The sequence below is a fragment of the Actinoplanes sp. NBC_00393 genome (assembly GCF_036053395.1).
In the GTDB taxonomy this organism is placed as follows: domain Bacteria; phylum Actinomycetota; class Actinomycetes; order Mycobacteriales; family Micromonosporaceae; genus Actinoplanes.
On record NZ_CP107942.1, the window covers coordinates 792,304 to 806,550 of the forward strand.

At 70.9% G+C, this 14,247-nt stretch carries 13 protein-coding genes and 1 pseudogene; 7 read left to right on the plus strand and 7 right to left on the minus strand.

Annotation, left to right across the window (positions count from 1 at the left end):
* The first annotated feature begins 84 nt into the window (after window positions 1-84).
* The 4 genes from OHA21_RS03545 (at window position 85) to OHA21_RS03560 (ending at window position 3,831) form a co-directional block, all read left to right on the plus strand.
* A complete protein-coding gene (locus OHA21_RS03545) occupies window positions 85-1,053 on the plus strand; it encodes a dioxygenase family protein (protein ID WP_328470069.1) in 969 nt (322 codons plus the stop codon).
* A gap of 69 nt (window positions 1,054-1,122) precedes the next feature.
* Window positions 1,123-1,782: a response regulator transcription factor gene (locus OHA21_RS03550; RefSeq protein WP_328470071.1), complete on the plus strand. Its 660-nt coding sequence runs from the start codon at window positions 1,123-1,125 to the stop codon at window positions 1,780-1,782.
* Complete coding sequence (locus tag OHA21_RS03555; RefSeq protein ID WP_328470073.1) at window positions 1,782-3,137, plus strand: sensor histidine kinase; 1,356 nt, start codon at window positions 1,782-1,784, stop codon at window positions 3,135-3,137. The genes OHA21_RS03550 and OHA21_RS03555 overlap by 1 nt, the downstream gene beginning before the upstream one ends.
* A gap of 76 nt (window positions 3,138-3,213) precedes the next feature.
* Window positions 3,214-3,831, plus strand: a complete 618-nt coding sequence (locus tag OHA21_RS03560; protein ID WP_328470075.1) for a Pr6Pr family membrane protein — start codon at window positions 3,214-3,216, stop codon at window positions 3,829-3,831.
* A gap of 50 nt (window positions 3,832-3,881) precedes the next feature.
* Here the strand turns inward: OHA21_RS03560 and OHA21_RS03565 are convergent.
* Window positions 3,882-4,538, minus strand: a pseudogene (locus tag OHA21_RS03565) (winged helix-turn-helix transcriptional regulator); the annotation flags it as partial.
* Window positions 4,539-4,650: 112 nt separating this feature from the next.
* A complete protein-coding gene (lon, locus tag OHA21_RS03570; protein ID WP_328470077.1) occupies window positions 4,651-6,999 on the minus strand; it encodes an endopeptidase La in 2,349 nt (782 codons plus the stop codon).
* A gap of 60 nt (window positions 7,000-7,059) precedes the next feature.
* Here lon and OHA21_RS03575 point away from each other — a divergent pair, with 60 nt between their 5' ends.
* On the plus strand, window positions 7,060-7,527 hold the full coding sequence (locus OHA21_RS03575) for a peroxiredoxin (protein ID WP_328470079.1): 468 nt from the start codon (window positions 7,060-7,062) through the stop codon (window positions 7,525-7,527).
* Here the strand turns inward: OHA21_RS03575 and OHA21_RS03580 are convergent, their stop codons facing one another.
* The gene (locus OHA21_RS03580) at window positions 7,528-7,995 is read right to left on the minus strand and encodes a GNAT family N-acetyltransferase (RefSeq protein WP_328470081.1); all 468 of its coding nucleotides are present in this window, start codon (window positions 7,993-7,995) and stop codon (window positions 7,528-7,530) included.
* Between the two features lie 256 nt (window positions 7,996-8,251).
* Here OHA21_RS03580 and OHA21_RS03585 point away from each other — a divergent pair, with 256 nt between their 5' ends.
* Complete coding sequence (locus OHA21_RS03585; protein ID WP_328470083.1) at window positions 8,252-9,481, plus strand: L,D-transpeptidase; 1,230 nt, start codon at window positions 8,252-8,254, stop codon at window positions 9,479-9,481.
* A gap of 61 nt (window positions 9,482-9,542) precedes the next feature.
* On the opposite strand, the gene OHA21_RS03590 is transcribed toward OHA21_RS03585, so the two are convergent.
* Both OHA21_RS03590 and OHA21_RS03595 read right to left on the minus strand, forming a co-directional pair.
* Window positions 9,543-11,177, minus strand: a complete 1,635-nt coding sequence (locus tag OHA21_RS03590) for a serine/threonine protein kinase (RefSeq protein ID WP_328470085.1) — start codon at window positions 11,175-11,177, stop codon at window positions 9,543-9,545.
* 64 nt (window positions 11,178-11,241) lie between these two features.
* Window positions 11,242-11,511 (minus strand): DUF2277 domain-containing protein, encoded by a 270-nt coding sequence (locus OHA21_RS03595; RefSeq protein ID WP_328470087.1) that lies wholly within the window; start codon window positions 11,509-11,511, stop codon window positions 11,242-11,244.
* Window positions 11,512-11,560: 49 nt separating this feature from the next.
* On the opposite strand from OHA21_RS03595, the gene OHA21_RS03600 reads away from it, so the two are divergent.
* Window positions 11,561-11,956: a J-domain-containing protein gene (locus OHA21_RS03600; protein WP_328470089.1), complete on the plus strand. Its 396-nt coding sequence runs from the start codon at window positions 11,561-11,563 to the stop codon at window positions 11,954-11,956.
* Here OHA21_RS03600 and OHA21_RS03605 read toward each other — a convergent pair.
* Window positions 11,943-13,349: a DUF6114 domain-containing protein gene (locus OHA21_RS03605; RefSeq protein ID WP_328470091.1), complete on the minus strand. Its 1,407-nt coding sequence runs from the start codon at window positions 13,347-13,349 to the stop codon at window positions 11,943-11,945. The genes OHA21_RS03600 and OHA21_RS03605 overlap by 14 nt on opposite strands.
* A gap of 75 nt (window positions 13,350-13,424) precedes the next feature.
* Window positions 13,425-14,033 carry a DUF6230 family protein gene (locus tag OHA21_RS03610; RefSeq protein WP_328470093.1) on the minus strand — a complete coding sequence of 203 codons (609 nt, stop codon included), beginning with the start codon at window positions 14,031-14,033 and terminating at the stop codon, window positions 13,425-13,427.
* Between the last annotated feature and the right edge of the window lie 214 nt (window positions 14,034-14,247).

Genomic DNA, 14,247 nt, shown 5'->3' on the forward strand with positions numbered 1-14,247 from the left:
GTGCTCCGGCGCCGCTGTGATCCCGCTGAGAAGGTCCCCTAGGGGTATAGCCTTAATACCGACATTCTCGACAAAGGGGATCACGTGGCAGTTTATGAGGGGCGGGCCCTGCCCCGGCCCGGCGAGGAACTGGTCGACCAGGGGCTCGCCTTCGACTTGGAGACCGTGGCCCGGCGCCGCCAGGTGCTGCGCGCCTTCGGGCTGGGTGCGGTCGCGCTGGGGCTGGGCGCCTGCGGTGACGACGGCGACGAGAGCGGCACGACGGCCGGGACGACAGAGACCGGTCTCAGCGAGATCCCGGACGAGACCGCCGGGCCCTATCCCGGCGACGGCTCCAACGGGCCGAACGTGCTCACCGAGAGCGGCGTCATCCGCAAGGACATCCGGTCCAGCTTCGGGGAGGCGAGCGGCACTGCGGAAGGCGTACCGATCACGCTGTCCCTGACCATCAAGGACCTGGCCAAGTCTGGCGCGGCCTTCGCCGGGGTCGCGGTCTACGTCTGGCACTGCAACCGGGCCGGGGAGTACTCGCTCTACTCGGCCGGCATCACCGCCGAGAACTACCTGCGCGGCGTGCAGATCGCGGACAGCGCCGGCAAGGTCGAGTTCACCAGCATCTTCCCGGCCTGCTACAGCGGCCGCTGGCCGCACATCCACTTCGAGGTCTATCCGGACCAGGCGAGCATCAGCGACGCGGCCAAGGCCATCGCGACCTCCCAGATCGCACTTCCCAAGGTCAACTGCGATGAGGTGTACGCGACGACAGGCTACGAATCCTCCGTCACCAACCTTCAGCAGGTCACCCTGGACAGCGACAACGTCTTCGGCGAGGACTCCGGGGTCACCCAGCTGGCGACCGTGACCGGCGACGCCACGACCGGCTTCGCCGTCGCCCTCGAGGTGGGGGTGGACACCACGACGACACCGACCGGTGGCCAGAACACCGGCGACGGGGCGCCGTCGGGAGCGCCTCCGGGTGGCGGCCCGGGTGGTCCGCCGAGTGGGATGCCGAGTGGGATGCCGCCGGGCGGTGGGGCCCCGCCGAGCCGCTGATCGACGGAGCGCTGTGAACCCGCTGAGAGCGGGTGCCACCGGAGGGCGGCGGCATGCCAAGGTGTGGGGGTGCGGTTGCTGGTGGTGGAGGATGAGGCACGGCTCGCCGCGGCGCTGCGCCGCGGCCTGCAGGCCGAGGGTTTCGCGGTGGACGTCGCCGCCGACGGGCAGGACGGCCTGGAGATGGCGCGCCACGGCGGCTACGACGCGATGATCCTGGACGTGATGCTGCCGCGCCTGTCCGGTTACCGGGTGGTGCGGCAGCTGCGGGCCGAGCGGCACTGGCTGCCGGTGCTCATGCTCAGCGCCAAGGACGGGGAGTACGACCAGGCCGACGGCCTCGACTGCGGTGCCGACGACTATCTGACCAAGCCCTTCTCGTACGTGGTGCTGCTCGCCCGGCTCCGTGCCCTGCTACGCCGTGGCGCCCAGGCCCGGCCGGTGGTCCTCGCCTTCGGAGATGTCGAGCTCGACCCGGCGGAACGCCGGGTCCTCGTGGCCGGCGAGGAGGTCACCCTGACCGCCCGGGAGTTCGCGCTGCTGGAATACCTGATGCGCCGCCCCGGCCAGGTGGTCTCCAAGACCGAGCTGCTCGACCACGTGTGGGACGCCGCGCTGGAGACCGCGCCGAACGCGGTGGAGGTCTACGTCGGCTACCTGCGCCGCAAGATCGGCCGGGACCGGCTGGAGACGGTCCGCGGCGCGGGATACCGCCTCGCCGCCGTCTGATGCGCCGGATCCGTGAGCTGAGCCTGCGGGCCCGGCTGCTGCTGGTCTCGGCCGCCGCCCTCATCCTGGGCCTGGCCGCCGGCGGGGTGCTGCTGGTGGCGGTCCTCGGGTACGCGCAGACCCGCTCGGTCTACGACGAGTCGATGGACACCGCCGAAGGCGTGCAGCGGCTGGTCGACCAGGGCGCGCTGACCAACCCGATCCCGGTCACCCCGGGCGTGCAGGTCCAGGTCATCGACGCCGACGGCCGGGTGGTGGCGGTCTCGGCGACCGCCGACCGGCTGGTGCCGATCCTGTACGCCGACGAGTTGCGCGACCTGCCGGACGGCCGCAGCGTGCCGATCCCCGGAACCCGCATCGGCTACGTCGGCGAGGCGCGGGTCGTCAAGATCACCGCCGGACCGCCGACCGCCCCGCTCCGCATCCTGGTCGCCCGCTCCACCGACCAGATCACCCAGAGCGTGCACCTGCTCCAGGTCACCCTGATGATCCTGTACCCGCTGCTGGTGGTCCTGCTCGCGGCCATCCTGTGGCGGGCGCTCGGCGCGGCGCTGGGCCCGGTGGACGCGCTGCGCTCGGGCGCCGAGGAGATCACCGGCGGCACCCGGGCCGGCCGGCTGCCGCTGCCCAACTCCCGCGACGAGATCCACCGGCTCGCGGTGACCCTCAACGACATGCTGCACCGGCTCGACTCGGCCCGCGCCCGGCAGCGGGCGTTCGTCGCCGACGCCGCACACGAGCTGCGCAGCCCGCTGACCAACATGCGCACCGAGCTGGAGGTGGCGCAGCGGCTGCCGGACGACACCGACTGGCCGGCGCTCACCGAGGACCTGCTCGCCGACGTGCAGCGGCTCTCCCGGCTGGTCGACGACCTGCTGCTGCTGGCCCGCCAGGACGACGGCACGACCCGCGCGGTCACCGGCCGGGTCGAGCAACTGGACCTGGCGCAGCTGGTCGGCGAGACCGCCGAACGCTACCCCGACGTCGAGTACCACGACCCCGGCGTGCCGTTGCCCCTGGTCGGCGAGCCGGACGCGCTGGCCCGGGTGGTGGCCAACCTGCTGGACAACGCGATCCGTCACCGCACCTCGCGGGTCACCGTCAGCACCGCGGCCGAGGGCCCGGACCTGCTGATCGTGGTCACCGACGACGGACCGGGCATCCCCGAGGCCGACCGGGAGCGGGTCTTCCACCGCTTCACCCGGCTCGACGACGCCCGGGCCCGCGACGCCGGCGGCTCCGGGCTCGGCCTGGCCATCGTCCACGAACTGGTGCGCCGGCACGGCGGCACGGTCACCCTGGGCGACGCTCAGCCCGGCCTGCGAGTCGAGGTACGCCTTCCAGCCGGCCATTGACCGCCGTTACGCTGCTGCCCAGCGAAGATCATCGAGCTGGAGCGCAGAATTGAAGTCCCGGATCTACCAAGGCGCCTTGGGCGTCATCGTCCTCACGTCACTGCTGATCCGGATCGTGCTCACCGCGACCGACACCGGCGGCGACCCGGCGCTCACCAGGTTCGTGCAGCTGTTCAGCTACTTCACCATCCAGAGCAACCTGCTCCTGCTGATCGCCGTGACCGCCCTCGCCCTGAATCCGGACCGCGACGGCCGCCTGTGGCGGGTGATCCGCCTCGACGCCCTCCTCGGCATCGTGATCACCGGCATCGTCTACAGCACGATCCTGGCCGGTGAGTCCGACCCACAGGGCGCCGCGTGGCTTGCCGACGTCGGCTTCCACTACGTCGCCCCGTGGGCGGCCCTGCTCGGCTGGCTGATCTTCGGCCCCCGCCCGCGCATCGACGGCCGCACCCTGGCCTGGTCGGCACTCTGGCCCGCCCTGTGGATCGGCTACACCCTGGCCCACGGAGCAGCGACCGACTGGTACCCGTACCCCTTCTCGGACGTGACCGCCCTGGGCTACCCGACCGTGCTGGTCAACCTCGGCGCGGTCGTGGTGATCGCGACGCTGCTGGCTACCGTGCTGCGGCTTTGCGACACCCGGCTGCCCGGCGGTTCGCCGGCCATCGGGGACCGCATCCCGTCCTCGTAGACCGCACGTGCGTCGGACCAGGCGTCGTTGTCCCGGCGAAGGCTTCCCGCCGGCGCGACGAATTTGTAGCCGACCTGGCGAACCGTGCCGATCATCGATTCGCAGCGCGGTCCGAGCTTCGCCCGCAGACGGCGGACATGGACGTCCACCGTGCGGGTGCCGCCGAAGTAGTCGTAACCCCAGACCTCACGCAGCAACTGATCCCGGCTGAACACCCGGCCGGGTTGCTGGGCGAGGTATTTGAGCAGCTCGAACTCCTTGTAGGTCAGGGAGAGGGACTCGCCGCGCAGCCTGGTCGTGTAGCTGTGGGGGTCGATGGTCAGGTCGCCGATGTGGATCTGTTCCTGTCCGGTGGCGGTCTCCGCCGCGCGTCGCTGCACCGCCATGCTCAGCCGGGTCGCCACCTCCGTCGGGCCGGCAGTGGCCAGAACGAAGTCGTCGACACACCAGTCGGCCCCGACGGAGATCAGGCCGGCTTCGCGGGCCACCGCGATCAACGGCGCCTGCGGTCCGGTCGCCCGGATCAGCCGGCAGGTGGCGCGGGCCTGGTTCAGCTGTTCACCGGCGTCGACCAGGATCGCGGCCACGTGCGGTCCTTTGATCGCCTCGGCCCAGCCGTCCCGCGATGCGACCCGGACGGTGTGCGGCAGCAAGCCCAGGGCAGGCAACACCTCGTGATGGCTGTCCGTCAGCAGGAGAATATTCATGAAGCCCCTTTCGCGGCGGCCCGCTACTGCGCTGGTCCGCACGCTATTCGTGGACTGTTTCCGACGGATATCGCGGCTGTGCCGCCCTTGGTCATCTGCTCCGCCTCCTGACTCAGGCCGCGGCGACCGTGCCGACGGACACCTCGTCCAGGGCGGTGCTCAGGATCTCCCGGACGTCGGAGACGATGTGCACGGTCAGCGCGTCGAGGACGTCGGCGGGGACGTCGTCGAGGTCGGGTTCGTTGCGCTGCGGCAGGTAGACCTCGGTGAGCCCGGCCCGCTGTGCGGCGAGCAGCTTCTGCTTCACGCCGCCGATCGGGAGGACCCGGCCGGTCAGGGAGACCTCGCCGGTCATGCCGACCTCGGCGCGCACGTTGCGGCCGAGCAGCAGCGAGACCAGCGCGGTGGTCATGGTGACGCCGGCCGACGGTCCGTCCTTGGGCACGGCGCCCGCGGGCACGTGCAGGTGGATCGGGTGGTCGAGCTGCTCCGGCGAGATGCCGAGTTCGCCGGCGTGCGCCCGGACGTAGGAGAGGGCGATCTGTGCGGACTCCTTCATCACGTCGCCGAGCTGACCGGTGACCGACAGGCCACCCTTGTCACCGGGCAGCAGTGACGCCTCGATGTAGAGGACGTCGCCGCCCATGCCGGTGACTGCCAGGCCGGTGGCCACGCCGGGGACGGCGGTGCGCTCGGCCGAGTCGGGGGTGAACCTCGGCCGGCCGATCAGGTCCTTGAGGTCGGCGGCCTCGACCGTGGCGGGCAGTGTGCCCAGGGCGGCCTTGCGGAGCGCCTTGGCGAGCAAGCGCTCGAATGCGCGTACGCCTGCTTCCCGGGTGTAATTTGCGGCGATCTCGCGCAGGGCGTCCTCGGTGACCGTCACCTCGCCCGGGTCCAGCGCGGCCCGTTCCAGCTGGCGGGGCAGCAGGAAGTCACGGGCGATGGCGACCTTGTCGTTCTCGGTGTAGCCGTCGATCGTGATCAGCTCCATCCGGTCGAACAGCGCCTGCGGGATCGTCTCGAGCGTGTTCGCGGTCGCGATGAAGAGGACGTCCGAGAGGTCCAGATCCAGGTCGAGGTAGTGGTCGCGGAAGGTGTGGTTCTGTGCCGGGTCCAGCACCTCCAGCAGCGCCGCTGCCGGGTCACCGCGATAGTCGCTGCCGACCTTGTCGACCTCGTCGAGCAGGACGACGGGGTTCATCGAACCCGCTTCCCGGACGGCGCGCACGATGCGGCCGGGCAGCGCGCCGACGTACGTCCGGCGGTGGCCGCGGATCTCCGCCTCGTCGCGCACGCCGCCCAGGGCGACCCGGACGAACTTGCGGCCCAGGGTCTTCGCGACCGACTCGCCGAGCGAGGTCTTGCCGACACCGGGCGGGCCGGCCAGCAGGATCACCGCGCCCGATCCCCGGCCACCGACGACCGCGAGGCCACGGGACTCCCGGCGGGCGCGGACGCCGAGGTACTCGACGATCCGCTCCTTGACCTCGTCGAGGCCGTGGTGGTCGGTGTCGAGCACCGCGCGGGCGGCGCCGAGGTCCGTGTTGTCGCTGGTGCGGACGTTCCAGGGCAGGTCCAGCACGGTGTCGAGCCAGCTGCGGATCCAGCCGGCCTCAGGGTTCTGGTCGCCGGCCCGCTCGAGCTTGTCCACCTCGCGCAGCGCGGCCTCGCGTACCGGATCGGGGAGATCGGCCGCCTCGACCCGCGTGCGGTAGTCGTCCCTGTCGTCCGCCTCGCCCTCGCCGAGCTCCTTGCGGATCGCCTTGAGCTGCTCGCGCAGCAGGTATTCGCGGTTGCGCTTCTCGACGGACTCGCGGACGTCGTGCTCGATCTTCTCGCTGACCTCGGACTCGGCGAGGAAGTCCCGGGTCCAGTCGATCAGCAGCCGCAGCCGGGCCTCGACGTCCGGGGTCTCGAGGAGCTCGCGCTTGCGGTCGACGGACAGGTACGGCGCCCAGCCCGCGGTGTCGGCCAGGTCACCGGGGTCGTCGATGGCGCTGACCGAGTCGATGACCTGCCAGGCCTCCCGGCGCTGGAGCACCGAGACGACCAGCTTCTTGTATTCGGCGGCCAGTTCACGGGTCTTCTCGGTCGGGGCGCTCGGCGGGACCGGTTCGGCCTCCACCCACAGCGCCGCGCCGGGGCCGGTCACACCGCTGCCGATGCGGGCGCGGACACCGCTGCGAAGAACGGCGGCGGGCGTGCCGCCGCGGAATTTGCCGACCTGCTCGACACTGGCCACCACACCGTACGAGGCGTAGCGGTCCTCGAGCCGCGGGGCGATCAGCAGTTCGGAGCCGGCCGAGGTGCGGGCCGCGTCGACGGCGGCCTGGGCCTTCTCATCCAACTCGACCGGCACCGCCATGCCCGGGAGCAGGACGATGTCGTCGAGGAACAACACGGGGAGTCGTTTGCTGGTCACCGGTACCTCCGAGGAGTTGAGTACAGGCGGCTCAACCATGGCGGAGGCCCCGATCTTCCACCGTTCACTGCAAGCGAACAGCTACGTACACTTCCCCGGGTGAGCATCGGCAAGGGCGACATCGCGCCCGACTTCGAACTTCCCGACCAGGACGGTACGCCGCGCCGGCTGACCGACCTCCTCGCGAACGGTCCCGTCGTCCTCTTCTTCTACCCCGCGGCCATGACAAAGGGATGCACCGCCGAGGCCTGCCATTTCCGCGACCTGGCGGCGGAGTACAGCGCGGCCGGTGTGCAGCGGGTCGGCATCAGCCGGGACACCGTCGAGAAGCAGAAGCAGTTCGCGGAGTCCTACACCTTCGACTACCCGCTGCTGTCCGACCCGGAGTCGGAGACCATCGCGGCGTACGGCGTGAAGCGCAAGCTCAACCTCGGCCCGCTGAGCACCCGGCGGATGACGTTCGTGATCGGTACGGACCGGAAGATCCTCGACGTCATCCACAGCGAGCTGGACATGAACCAGCACGCCGCACAGGCGCTCAGCGTGGCGGCCGCCGCCAAGGCCTGATCAGGCGGGGATGCTGAGGTAATACGCGGCGAAGGTGTCCGGCTCGAACCCCTCGGCCCGGTACAGCGCCTGCGCGGCGTGGTTGTCCGGTGCGGTCTGCAGCTGGACACCCACGGCGCCGGCGGCCCGTGCCTCGGCGACGCAGGCCCGGACCAGTGCGCGGCCGGCGCCGGTGCGCCTCGCGGTGGACGCGACGAAGAGGTCGTTGAGCGTCCACACCGGGGCCATCGAGAGCGACGAGAAGGTCGGGTAGACGTTCACGAAGCCGGCCGGCTCGCCGCCGGCGGTGCGGGCCAGCAGCAGCACCGATTCCCCGCGGTCCAGCCGTTCGCGGAGGAACGCCAGGACGCGTTCCTGCGGCGCCGGCCGTTGGTAGAAGTCGAGGTACCCGGCGAACAGGGCGGCTGCCTCGGGGAGGTCGCCGGCGCCGGCGCGGTGCACCGTGATCCGGTCCAGATTGCTTGACATTCCCGAGATCCTGCCGAGTGCCGGGGCGCCCGGCCGGTGCGGGTCGGTGCTGTACCGCTTGCCGAGATGGCCCCGTACCGCTTGCCGAGACGGCCCCGTACCGCTTGCCGAGACGGCGTCTACCGAGCGAGATCAAGATCTGCCAGGATGACTCCCTCCCGGCGGAGATTGATCGACGGAACAGGCAACGATCCGGGCCCTGGTCACGTCTTTCTCTATGCAGGGTGACGACTGGGATCCCTCGATTGTGAGAGTCATGATTCAGCGACGTAAGGTGATCATCGGCGCGCTCGGCGTGGCGGCGGCAGCCACCGCCGCCGGGTGTTCCTCGCCGGGCAAGGCGGGTGGCGACACCACGTCCTGGGTCGATCCGGTGGCGAATGAGCAGCCGGTCGCACCGGTCCGCCTGAGCGTGACGCCGGCGGCCGGCGCCGCCGAGGTGTCGCCGGTGGAGCCGATCGTCGTCACCGCGGCAGACGGCAAGCTCGAGTCGGTCACCGTCACCGCCGGCAAGGCGAAGATCGCCGGTGAGATGCAGGCCGACGGCACCTGGCGCTCGACCGGCGAGCTCGACTACGGCAAGAAATACAAAGTCAGCGTCACTGCCACCGACAGTGCGGGCGCGACGACCACGGAGGACACGGTCTTCACCACGCTGAAACCGGAGTCCGTCGCCAAGGTCACCTTCCAGGCCAACGCCATGCTCGCCCTCAAAGCGGGGAGCACGTATGGGGCGGGACAGCCGGTGATCGTTGCGTTCAGCCGGGCCGTCAACAAGAAGGCGGCGGAGAAGGCCATCGAGATCACGACGTCGCCCGCCGTCGAGGGCAAGTTCTACTGGCGGGACGACAAGACCGTGCACTGGCGGCCGGCGAAATACTGGGCCGCCGGCACGACGATCAAGGTGAGCGTCAAGACGTTCGGCGTCAAGCTCGGCAAAGAGACCTATGGGGCGAAGAACGCGTCGACGAACTTCCGGATCGGGCGGCAGCTGATCGCGGTCGCCGACAACCGGACGCACATGACGAAGGTCTACATCGACGGCAAGCTCGTGCGCACCATGAAGAGCAGCCTCGGCAAGGGCGGCGGCACCACCGGGGCCAACGGCCAGCACATCAGCTACTGGACGGCGGGTGGCCCGCACGTCGTGCTCGGCAAGAAGCGCAAGCACACCATGAGTTCGGCCAGTTACGGCGTCACCGACCCGAAGGACCCGAACTACTACGTGACGGAGAACATCGAGTTCTGCACCCGGATCAGCTACTCCGGCGAATATCTGCACGCCGCCCCGTGGAACGGCTCGCTCGGCCGGGCCAACCTGTCGCACGGCTGCATCAACCTCAGCACGGCCGACGCCAAGTGGGTCTACAACAACTTCCGGGTCGGCGACATCGTCGACGTGAAGAACACGCCCCGCGAGCTCCCGATCTGGAACGGGCTGGGCGACTGGACGGTCCCGTTCGACAAATACGGCCGCGCTGACTGAGGCGGCCGGCCGGGGCTGCCGGCCGCACACTCTCAGCGGGCTGTCCGGGCTGTCCGGGCCCTCAGCGGCTGGGGGAGGGCGACGGTAGCGGGCCGCGGTCCACGAAGCTGAAGGTGGACAGCGGCGGGGCGTCGCCGAGGTGCTCCACGAACAGTTCCTTGTCGTCGGTGCTCCACTGCACGAAGCCGTGCTTGTCGTTGTCGATGGTGAAGGTCGGCCGGCCCTGGTCGTCCTGGCCGCCGGTGCGGGTCAGCGAGAAGACGGTCGCCGGGGTGGCGTCGCACTCGGCCGCGACCAGGATCGCCCCCTCGTCCGGGACCACCCGGACGCCGAGGCAGCTCTCCCGGCTGCCCGCCGGGTCGTGCAGCGAGCGGATCAGGAAGTCCACACCGACCGGGACCAGGGCGAACTCCGACTTCACGCCGGTGCCGTCGCCCGCCTCGACCTGCGAGAAATGCGAGTCCAGGGCGAGGTCCCGATCGATCTCCGAGATGTGGATCAGGGTGCGGTGCTTGCCGGCGCGGATCGCCTGGAGCCGCTCCTCCTGGGTCTGCGGTGCGGGTGCCGCGGACGGAGCAGCCGTGGTCACCACCGACGAGGGAGCGGGGCTGGGCCCGCCCGCGGCCGTGGACCTGTCCGGGAAGTATCGGACCGCGGCGCCGAGGCCACCGGCCACCAGCACGGCGGCCACGGTGGCGACGATCAGCGCGGTGCGGCGCCGGCGCCGGGCTGGTGCCGGCGCACCGGGCGGCGTCGGCGTGACGGCTGCGGCTGCGGCAGGCATCACCGGCGCGCTGGCTCCGGGTGCGGCGGTCGTCACCGGCGCGCCGGCTCCGGGCGCTACCGGCGCGAGCCGTGCCGGGGCGGCCGGGTGGTTCGATCCGCCGGCGAGCAGCATGTCCAGCAGTTCCCGGGCGGTGGGGCGTTCCGCCGGGTCCTTGGCCAGCGCGCGTTCGACCGGTCCGGCGAGGGTCGCGGGCAGCCCGGCGAGGTTCGGCGGCTGGGTGAGGATGCGCATCGCGGTGGCCGCCGCCGAGTCGGCGGCGAACGGGGTCCGGCCGGTCGCGGCGTACGCCACCACGGCGCCCCAGGCGAAGATGTCCGCGGCCGCGGTGACCGGCCGACCATCCGCCGGGTCGAACCGCTCCGGCGCCATGTACGCCACCGTGCCGACCATCTGATCCGTGCGGGTGTGCATGCTGGTCGCCTCGAACGCCCGGGCGATACCGAAGTCGATCACCTTGATGCCGCCGCGGGCGAACAGCACGTTGCCCGGCTTGAGATCGCGGTGGATCACACCGGCCCCGTGGATGGCGGTCAGGGCGGTGGCGATACCGACCGCCACGCCGTGCAGCGCCGCCCCGGACAGCGGCCCCTTCTCCCGGACCTCGGCGGCCAGACTGGGCCCGTCGACGTACTCGACCACCAGGTAGGGCGGGTCGTGATCGGGGTCGGCGTCGAGCACCTCGGCGGTGGAGAACGGCGGCACCTGCTGGGCCCGGTTCACCTCGCTGCGGAACCGGCCGCGGAATTCGGGCTCGTGCGCGAACTCGGGCCGCACCACCTTGATCGCCACGGGACGGCCGTTCGGCTCCCGGCCCAGGAACACGGTGCCCATGCCGCCCTCGCCGAGCCGGCCGACCAGCTCGTACCGGCCCAGGCTGGTCCGGTCGCCCGGCCTTAGCGGCATGCTCATCTGCGGCTGTCCCCCTCCTGCCGCCGGGATTGTACGCAGGTCGATCACCCCGGGACGGAGATGGTCAGGAGGCGTACCGCTTCTCGGCTCGGGCCCGGGCCTTGGCCGCCTCGACCTCGCGGTCCTTCGGCGGCGCGTTGGTGACCAGATTGTCCAGAAGCTCGGCGGTGGCCGCGGCGACCGCAGCCACGGCGGCGTCGAAAGCGGCCTGGTTGGCCTGCGACGGCCGGGTGCTCCCCGCGATCTTCCGGACGTACTGCAGGGCGGCGGCGTGGATCTCGTCCGGCGTGGCCGGCGGTTCGAAGTTGTGCAGCTGGTGGATGTTGCGGCACACGGAAGGGCTCCTCACTGCCGGGCGGCACGCGTCTGCGTACGCTCGATTCATGGTGCACTGGTACGAGTCTTCCATCGACCGGCAGATGCGCGAGGCCACCGAGCGGGGCGAGTTCGACGGTCTCTCCGGCGCCGGGAAGCCCCTGACCGGCTACGGCGAGGAGTACGACGAGGACTGGTGGGTCAAGGACTGGCTGCGCCGTGAGGGCGGCGCCGCCGGCGTGATCCCGGCGAGCCTGGCGGTGCGCCGCGCGGCGGAGGACCTGCCGGCCGCGGTCGGCCGGTTCACCGCGGAGCGGGCGGTCCGGGAGCACGTCGCCGAACTGAACGAGCGGATCGACAAGGCGCGGCGCGGGCTGATCGACGGCCCGCCGGTGGTGCTGCCGCGGTTCGACGCCGACGAGGTGGTCGAGCAGTGGCGGGCGCGGCGGACTACGACTCGGTGATGGCGATCGGGTCGGCGGTGAGCACGTCGCACTGCACGTACGCGAGGTCGATCGTCACGTCGGTGAACCAGAGGACCGGCAGGGTCAGCGGTGGCGGCTGCTCCGGGGTGAACGTCACCGGGATCAGGCCGAACAGCTTGCCGGCGAACCTGGGGGAGTAGAACTCGACGTTCCCGTCGGTGATCAGCTCGTTGCTCTTGATCAGCGTGGTGGCGTCGCCCGGCTCGTCGATCTCCAGGCTGAACGGCTTGTTCACCGCCTTGTCCATGACGAAGCGCAGCGCCTGGATCGTGCCGTTGCGGGTGGGCAGCTCGGTGACACCCTCGTACGTCGAGTTGTACATGGTCAGCGACCCGACCTTCATGAGGCCGGGCTTGATCGCGGCCCGCGGCAGCCCGTCGGCCGCGGCGGTCAGGCCCTCCTGCCGGGGCCCGAGGCACGGGATGACCTCGGCCGACTTGCTGGGCTTCGCACTCGGGCCCGCGCTGCGGCTGCTGCTCGGCGACGGCTTCCCGGACTCAGCCGGGGCGGTCGGCCCCGGGGCCGCGGCGGGCGGTGCCGCCGACGGGCTGGGCGCCGGGGTCTCCTCGCCGCCACCGATGCCGAGGAAGTCGCCGATGCCGTCGAAGAAGTCGTTGATGCCGTCCACGACCGGATTGCTCGGCGCCGAAGGCGTGGCGGACGCGGAGGGCGAGACCGAGGCCGGTGCTGACGGCGCCGGCGCCGCGGACCCGCGCGGCTTCGTGCTGGTCCCGGGCTTCGGAGCGGCGGTGCTCTTCTTCGGTGCGGGAGTCGCGGTCCGCGACGGCAGACCCTCCGGACACTCGGCCGCGTCGGCGGACGGGGTGCTGACGGCCATCACCGAGCCGGCGACGGCGAGCGGCACGATCCACAACAGCGCCTTGCGGTGCAGCGGGTGCTTGGTGGGGCCGGGCTCCATGCCGGGAACGATCGTGGGGTCGCCGGCCGGAGGTCGGATCTCGGTGGTGGGGCCGGGCTCGGTCTCCGGCGGCTCGCTGTTCTCCACCGGCGGCTGCCGGGGCGGCCCCCAGGCGATGGCGAGTGCCCCGCCGACGATGCCGAGCAGCATCCCGATGATCCAGCCACCGAGGTTGAGCCCGACGAATGAGTAGAGCGCGGTCAGCGTGGCCACGATGCCGTAGAACAGCCGCTGCGCCGGGGTGAACCAGATCAGCGCTCCGCAGACCAGCATGATCGTGGGCAGCAGGTACGACAGGAAGCCCTGAGGCCCGATGTGGATCTCGATGTTGTCGAGTTCCATGTTGGCGCTGAAGAACATCTCCAGCCCGGACAGGACCAGCAGCAATCCGCCCCAGAACGGCCGGCCGCGCCGCCAGCGGCCGAACCTGACCCAGAAGCTCTCCGTCGCCACGCATTCCTCCGATAGCTCTGACACAAAAGGGGAGGGCTCGCGGAGGGACGCTCCGCGAGCCCGGAGGAGCTCAGATCAGTAGCACTCGTGCTCGCCGCCGATGTGGAGCTTGAGGCTCATGCCGTTCAGCGTGAAGGTCGAGGCCGAGGTGTAGTACGCCTGCTGGCGCAGGTTGATGATGGTGACCTTGGTGGCCTGCTGCCCGAAGCCGCCCGGGGCGCCGTGCGCCTCGTCCTGCGCGGCGTCCAGCGTGGCGGCGTCCAGACCGATCTGCATGTTCTCGAACGTGGCGTCGCCGCCCAGCTCGGACATGCCGATCAGCAGGTTGGTCGCCTCCACCGGGTGCTCGGGGTCGTCGCCGGCCTGGATCCGCAGGGTGACCGGGCCGACCGCCACCGACTGGCAGAGGTCGTTCAGCGTGGCGCTCTCGATGCCGGACATCGCGGCCGGGACCGACCCGTCCTTGGTCTCCAGCTCGCCGCTGTACTGGGTGAAGCCGTCGCCGACCAGCTTGCTGGCGGACAACTTGAACTGCTTGCCGGAAATGGTGAAATTCGCGGCCAGAGCGCCCTCGGCGAGCGCCACGACCAGGCCACCGGCGACGACCGTCGGCACGCCCACCGCCACGGCGAACCGGCGCCAGTTGGTGCGCCCGTACGCCGGAGCGCTTTGCGCATCCTTCACGGAACCTCCTAGTGATGGCTGCGGCCGACGAGCTGACAGCGAGGTCGGTCGATGTCGCGGCCGTAATGTGCCGGAAATGTTGCCCCTCGAGGTCGGCGACTACAAGACCCGCGGCTACCAGTCAGTAACTCAGGTCACTTGATCAAAGTGACTCAGGGTGAGGTCCGCCACCGCCTGGCCCGGCATTTCGGACATAGATCAGCCGAGCCGCGAT

Coding starts and splice junctions, on each gene's coding strand:
- OHA21_RS03555 (WP_328470073.1), top strand. CDS start 1,782: ATGCGCCGGATCCGTGAGCTGAGCCTGCGGGCCCGGCTGCTGCTGGTC.
- lon (WP_328470077.1), bottom strand. CDS start 6,999: ATGGTTGAGCCGCCTGTACTCAACTCCTCGGAGGTACCGGTGACCAGC.
- OHA21_RS03580 (WP_328470081.1), bottom strand. CDS start 7,995: ATGTCAAGCAATCTGGACCGGATCACGGTGCACCGCGCCGGCGCCGGC.
- OHA21_RS03585 (WP_328470083.1), top strand. CDS start 8,252: ATGATTCAGCGACGTAAGGTGATCATCGGCGCGCTCGGCGTGGCGGCG.
- OHA21_RS03590 (WP_328470085.1), bottom strand. CDS start 11,177: ATGAGCATGCCGCTAAGGCCGGGCGACCGGACCAGCCTGGGCCGGTAC.
- OHA21_RS03600 (WP_328470089.1), top strand. CDS start 11,561: ATGGTGCACTGGTACGAGTCTTCCATCGACCGGCAGATGCGCGAGGCC.